This window comes from Pelatocladus sp. BLCC-F211, assembly GCF_041928655.1.
Lineage (GTDB): Bacteria > Cyanobacteriota > Cyanobacteriia > Cyanobacteriales > Nostocaceae > Pelatocladus.
Genome location: NZ_JBHFLM010000089.1, coordinates 23,037 through 29,161, shown reverse-complemented (window position 1 = coordinate 29,161; position 6,125 = coordinate 23,037). Strand labels below are relative to the sequence as shown.

6 protein-coding genes are annotated in these 6,125 nt (G+C 42.6%); all 6 read right to left on the bottom strand.

Annotated elements, in window-relative coordinates:
• Positions 1–145: 145 nt before the first annotated feature.
• A complete protein-coding gene (locus ACE1AT_RS11165) occupies positions 146–739 on the bottom strand; it encodes a hypothetical protein (RefSeq protein ID WP_374868221.1) in 594 nt (197 codons plus the stop codon).
• Positions 740–917: 178 nt separating this feature from the next.
• Positions 918–1,268, bottom strand: coding sequence for a four helix bundle protein (locus ACE1AT_RS11160; RefSeq protein ID WP_374868223.1), 351 nt, complete (start codon positions 1,266–1,268; stop codon positions 918–920).
• Positions 1,269–1,354: 86 nt separating this feature from the next.
• A complete protein-coding gene (locus ACE1AT_RS11155) occupies positions 1,355–1,636 on the bottom strand; it encodes a hypothetical protein (protein ID WP_374868219.1) in 282 nt (93 codons plus the stop codon).
• Positions 1,633–3,141 carry a hypothetical protein gene (locus ACE1AT_RS11150; protein WP_374868217.1) on the bottom strand — a complete coding sequence of 503 codons (1,509 nt, stop codon included), beginning with the start codon at positions 3,139–3,141 and terminating at the stop codon, positions 1,633–1,635. Before ACE1AT_RS11150 ends, ACE1AT_RS11155 begins: the two co-directional genes overlap by 4 nt.
• Positions 3,131–3,838 (bottom strand): hypothetical protein, encoded by a 708-nt coding sequence (locus ACE1AT_RS11145; RefSeq protein WP_374868215.1) that lies wholly within the window; start codon positions 3,836–3,838, stop codon positions 3,131–3,133. The genes ACE1AT_RS11150 and ACE1AT_RS11145 overlap by 11 nt, the downstream gene beginning before the upstream one ends.
• Positions 3,838–6,123 carry a hypothetical protein gene (locus ACE1AT_RS11140; RefSeq protein WP_374868213.1) on the bottom strand — a complete coding sequence of 762 codons (2,286 nt, stop codon included), beginning with the start codon at positions 6,121–6,123 and terminating at the stop codon, positions 3,838–3,840. Before ACE1AT_RS11140 ends, ACE1AT_RS11145 begins: the two co-directional genes overlap by 1 nt.
• Positions 6,124–6,125: the final 2 nt, after the last annotated feature.

The following is a 6,125-nucleotide window of genomic DNA, read 5'->3' as shown; positions in this document are numbered from 1 at the left end:
TTTTTATGGTGTAAAAAAGCTGGAATTTGGATGTGGATAATTTATTTATTTTCTGGTTACTTGATTGTTCAAATTCTCATGAGCGCATTTTCTGTTTATGTAGTTTACCCATGCTACTTATTGAAGTGCGGAATGTGGGATTTAATTATTCAAACGACAGCAAAGTTGCAATGCTTCCGTCCATCGTGAAACACGTAGCATCAAAACTGCCACCATTTTTAGCAAACACAGAAATCCACCGATAGTCACTATCAATGCTGACCGTCGCCGTTCCTCCAGTATGTGGTAAATCCGCCACCCACTCCCTACCATTCAAATCTGTGTTGGGTTCGACGTTCCAACGATGTAGCTCAATGGCTATTTCGTCAGGAGTGATGGCAATATCAAATCCCACTTGAATATTTATTTGTCCAGTGTAAGGCGCATAAAACTCAAAAGCTTTGCCGATATCGGGGTCGTTTAACGAGCATTCAGAAATACAAATCATTCGCCCTGGGATGCTTGTACTACCACCCGCCCCACTGCTTTTAATCCAGCGTCCCGTAGACGGGCTGTCATCTGGCGTTATCGCCGTGTCATTGTCGCCAGTTTCAGCGCTAGCCGCAATGAAAGTGTACCAGGCTGGTTTACCATCAGCCCCCGATTTTACTAAACGAGCATATCCGTCAATTCTCTGGCTACTGGTCAGGGCTTTTAATGTTGTTATATCAGCGATCGCATATCCAGTTTTAATAGTCATAGATTCAGAAGGCAGGAGGCAGGAGGCAGGAGGCAGGAGGTTAAGAACTTGCCTACGGCAAGTGGAGGGAAGAGGGAGGAAGGAAAGCGAGTGATATTGATTTGAAGTATTCGTATCAACGTGAATTACGTCTTTCCTCCAGCAAAGCTGCCTTTCAACTCCTGTCTCCTGCCTCCTCTTAGTTTTTTATTTTTCCAAGCGTTGACACCAGAATACCTTGAAGGCGATCAACTTTTTTTAAAACTGGTTCAAATAATTGCTGATCTGCGAGTTTTACGCGCTTTGCTATTATTAGCTGTGTATCTAATTCTCGAAGCGAACCCAAGGCGATATGTAAAAACTGAATATACTCATTCTTTGTTCGTCGCCCATATCCTTCTGCAATGTTGGAAGGTACAGATACGCTTGAACGTCTAATTTGACTAGTTAATCCGTAAAGTTCAGACTTTGGGAAATACTCTGTTAACTCGTAACACTCAACAGCTAGGTCGATGCCAAATTGCCAAATAAATTGTTCTCTATAGCTCATATCAAGTTGTTTGGAGTAGGAAGTTTGGAGTATCCCAATTTTACCACTTCTTCCTCCTGCCTCCTGCCTCCTGCCTCCTGCCTTCGTCATCCTGGCATTCCATCAATAATTGGTGTCCCTCCGATGGGAGAAACTAAGCTTATATTTGCTCGCTTGCACAGTGCTGAAGAATTCGATATTGCTCTAGAAAAGAAAATTTTGCCGTTCGTATTCTTCACTCGATATTGCCCAGTGGTAGGGTCGTATCCCAAAACTTGTGCGCTAAATTCTTGGGTGCGATCGCTCGTTTTCTGTGCTTGAATTTGGCGCGATCTATAGGCAGTGCGATTTATCTGAGAAATTTGCATTAAAGTTGATATTTCGTTCACGAGAAAATCTCCTTGCCTTTATCTTGATTAAAAATAGTAAAGGCCATCAGTCTTTTGATGAGAGAAGGTTGCCGAGTACTTCTTAAAGAGATGTTTGCTGTATGTTGAGTTTTCGAGTATGGATAAAACAACTCTTTCGTCTCAATTGGTGCTGGCATAATGCCAACGGTTGTAGAAACCTCAGTAAAGTCTGGCGGAGGATAAAACTTCATGTCTTTATCAAACACGATGTCCGAAACATTCAGTTGCTGATTGTTTTCCCCTTGCAAAAAATCCTTAGATACAAAAACAGAAAATTCTCGATTAAAAAGTTCTGTATTTATATCTGAAGAGTTGTTCGTTAAATGAAGCACGATGCCGCCATTCGCACCATACCCACCTTTGATCCTAAGTCCAGCGCCCAAATAATTGTAGCCATAAACATTATTAGGATTTGGCTCTCTTAGCGCCCATGTAAATCCAAAATAGCAAGCTGGATTATCCTTTGATTCAATTTCATTTATTCCGCCTAAATCCCAAACAATAATCCCTGCTTGCTGAATACTATCGAATCCTGAGTATGAAAGCAGTCCACTAACCAAAACAAATTTAATTGTATCGGCGGCAAGGTATTTCAAACATACCGATTCAGGAGGGCTGCCACGAAAATCAAGCGTTTGGTAGGTTGGTGTAGTAATACCTGGATCACGTGGCAGCATCTCAAATGGCGTTTTACTACCTAATTGAATCTGCTTCTCTGAAATATCTGAATTCTTTGGATTGGCTTTATTGATGCTTATAGAAACTAATTTTGTAGTTATAAAAGCATAATTATATCTACCAATAAAATCTCCCGGAAGTGACGGTGAACCAGCATCAATGTAATTCAATTTATTGCCATTGTAAAACATTGAATAATAGCTAGATTTGATGAACGACCCCACAAAAGGTACTTGATTTATATACTGAACATACCGCTTCCAAGTCGCTACTGTCTCTTCAAATAAATATTGAATTTTAAGCTTACCGCTAGGCTGTAATATTCCAATACAAAAATTAGAGCGAATACAGAAACCTGGATCTAGGCAAGAATCTGTAAAAAGAGAAAAATATGAAAGCGGATCTAAGGAATCAATATCTTCATCATCAGGTGCAACGCTCGTGTCATAGTCCACGGTTGCCAATATGCCAAATACAATCGGCAACTCACTTGCAGTCTCTTGGACTGTTTCTTTCTGTCTAAAGGGCATTGCATCGTATGTAGGCAAATTGCCACGCCTCACCCTGGTAGCCTCCCCTTTCCCCACCGCACCATTAGTAATTGCAGAAGCGTAAAAGGTGCGATATTCCCTCCGGGAGGCTCCGCCAACGCTTCCATCCCGCAGCTTCATCAATCCTGTAGTTGAGTCATAGCCAACTATAGATGTTGTTGATTGTTGTTCTTGGGACGCCTCGTCAACATTTTTTTGTTGATACTGAATGCGATTGTTAAATACTTGGTGCTGCAATAATTCTTCAGGTTCCATTGATGTACCCTGAGTTCAACAAAACTATTGGGATCTGGTATGCGTAGGTTTGCCCATCGGGAATAGTGATTGGACTTGTCTCTACACCGTATGCCACCACAATTCCGTTAGCCGCCCTTGCTCTAAATGTCCCGCTACCAGTGTTGGCAATATCCACAATGCTGCTACCACCTACTAACTGTAATTGAAAGTCGTTGGTAGTTTTATTCGCCACTTGGTACAGAGTGCTTGCAGCAATCCCGCCAGGGAGAGTAGCTAGCGCGTCGGCGGTGAAAACTAGGCGATCGCCATTTACAAGCCCATGATTATTAATAGTGATGCGATCGCTCACCGCATCCACATTGCTGTTGGTAAAGCTCAGTGAAGCTACAGAGTGACTATTTGCTAGCAAAAATGCTGTTTGAAACTGTAGACTTGCGCCACTAGCCGTGAAACTAGGTGAGAGAAATGGCAACTCGTGTCTTTGGTCGGTGGTGTCGTAGCTACCATCAGAGCCAAAGTTCACACTAGACCTTGTGTAGCCGTTGCTAGGTAGTAGTTCGTTGCCAATAAAATCAGCCAGCGTACTTGCCCTAGTTAGTACCGCCGTATTTGCCAAGCACACCCGAAACTTCGAGACATCTGGCGGTGTGCCACCACGGTACAAAATTTTGGCTGATTCAGTAATCCAAGCGCTTGTAAATATCCCGGTTGCCATCAGAGTAAATTATCCCAGTTAACGTTTTCCCAATCTTCGGTTGCGTTCCACGCAGGAGATGAATCCAAGTTATTCCAAGAAATTTCGTCTGTCTCGTCCCACTCAAAATCTTCCCAATAGAGGTCAAGTATTCCACCTGTAAAATCTGCTCCTTGCCCAATACCAGCAGAAAACAGCAAAAATCCGCCATTCCACCGTAGCCCTTCTCCTTCTCCCAGTTGCAGATGTGCGGTAGTGGTGGTGAGTGCGTAGGGGTAGCCAGTAAAATCACAGCCGATCCCCATACCCAAGTAAAGAGTTTGTGGTTCGCTGTAAGGAAGTAGCACCGTTTCATTGTCGCCACTTCCAATTGATGTGCCTACCCAAATTCCATCGCATGACCACAAAGCTTTTTGCTGCGACACCACCCAACTGCACCCATCAGCCAGATAGAGTTGTACAATTCCATCTGGTTCTGTGGCCCTCACCGTCATTAGTGGAGAGTGATTGAAAACTCCATCCACCATTGCCATTGCTAATTCTTGTCCTTTCCACCGCCCCCAAAGCAATCGCCCTTCCCGTTTGGCGATCGCTTGTAACTGAGAATGAGCGGCACTAGAACCACCAGTTATTGAGTAAACCCTGACCTCCCCTGGCTTTAGTACAGTCTCTGATTTTCCTGCCAAAAACTCTACATTAAAAGTTCGTTCTCGCTGTTTAAAACTTCCACTGCAAGGGTCAGCAAAAGTCGCTTTTTCTTCTATATTGCTCTCTTCAAAAGTGCAGCATGGCGGACATCTTTCTGGTGCGGGCGGCACTTCTTGTCCAGAATTGGAGACACGGCGAACACTAACTTTTGAATCTGCTATTAAGTTGGTTTTATTAGAAATAATTTTAGAACCTGCTTGATATTTAACCAACTCAGGGTTGATTCTAACTAAGCATTTGTAACTAAAAGCTCTATACTCCCAACTATCTTTGTTAAGTTCTCGCCATTCTTGAATTGTAGTTTCAGAAGGTACTAGATATTCAGGAGGAAATATCCATTCGCTCCAGTTTTCGTCAGTGCCATTAAGTATACTTATTTCTAATTCTGAGACTTTAGTAGTAATTTTTTTAAGCCTATCTTTGGCGTCATATTCATAAGTTTCAACAACTGATTTGACAAGATTTAACCCTGCAATATCACCAAAATAATAATTTTTTTGTGCTTCTTTAAACTCCGCCAAATAAGTTGCTCTAGGCTGATAAGTTCTTGTTTCTTTTGTCTTGAGCTTGCATTCTTGTTTATCTTCAAAATGGGACTCTTCAATAATTATTTCTGAAGTGATTGATGTTAATAGAGGAGATAGTACAAACCCGTCAGATGTTTTGTTCCAAAAGGCTTCAGGAATAACCAACCCAAATGGCTCAATTGTTTCTGTTTTTATTTTCAGTTTATGCTCGCCTTTATTCCACTCCTGCCCTCTTTTCGTTTTGCGGATAACAATAGTGGTGTCGCCATAATTCTTATTTACTGTGGAGGCTGTGCCATATTCCTCTGAGGTGTCCTCCAGAAAAGCTGGAGTAGGGCGGACAATCATTTGCGTCCCTACCGCTTTGATTATTTCATTGGGTGATTCCGCCCCATCTAGTCGCCTGTACGAAATTTCATCACGCCCCACGAGTAAACTTAAGCCACCAGCGCCAATAGCAATATTTGCTTGTTGAATGCGGAACTGTTCGTTTTTATCCACCCACCCAAATAAATTGTTGGCATAAAGGATTTTACCAACCGATTGTAAATACGACCCGGAAAGATTGAGGGGATAATTGTATACAGTTGATGGTAAGCTTCCACTGATATTAGTAATGCCAGCAGCCGCGAGAAGAGTAAAGATAACTTGACTTGCTGGCTTTCCCTGGCACTCTTCATCTTTGTTATTAGCTTTGTCTGGGTCAGTGGGTTCCTTGAAGTTCAGTAGTGCAATTAAATCACCCACTTCCAGTGTTAGCTGCTGTTTTTCTAAGTCGTATTTTGGCGTTAGCATCCTTAATGCTCCCCTGGGGTGTCGGAGCAGCGTCCCAGAAGAGTTCGCAATATTTAAAATAACTGAGCGTCCACGACAAAACCGCGTCGGGTTTTTCCTATCATCAATCGACTCGTCAAAATCTATGGCGTTACCCAGGACAATTTGTCCGGTGAAGCTAACCAAGCCAGATTGATCAAGGTGGTTGTCACTACCCTGAAACGAAATTAAGCAGGGCGTAAAATCCTTGCCGCCAATAAATAGCTGTACATTTCTGGTTGACTGGTTATTAGTCATTG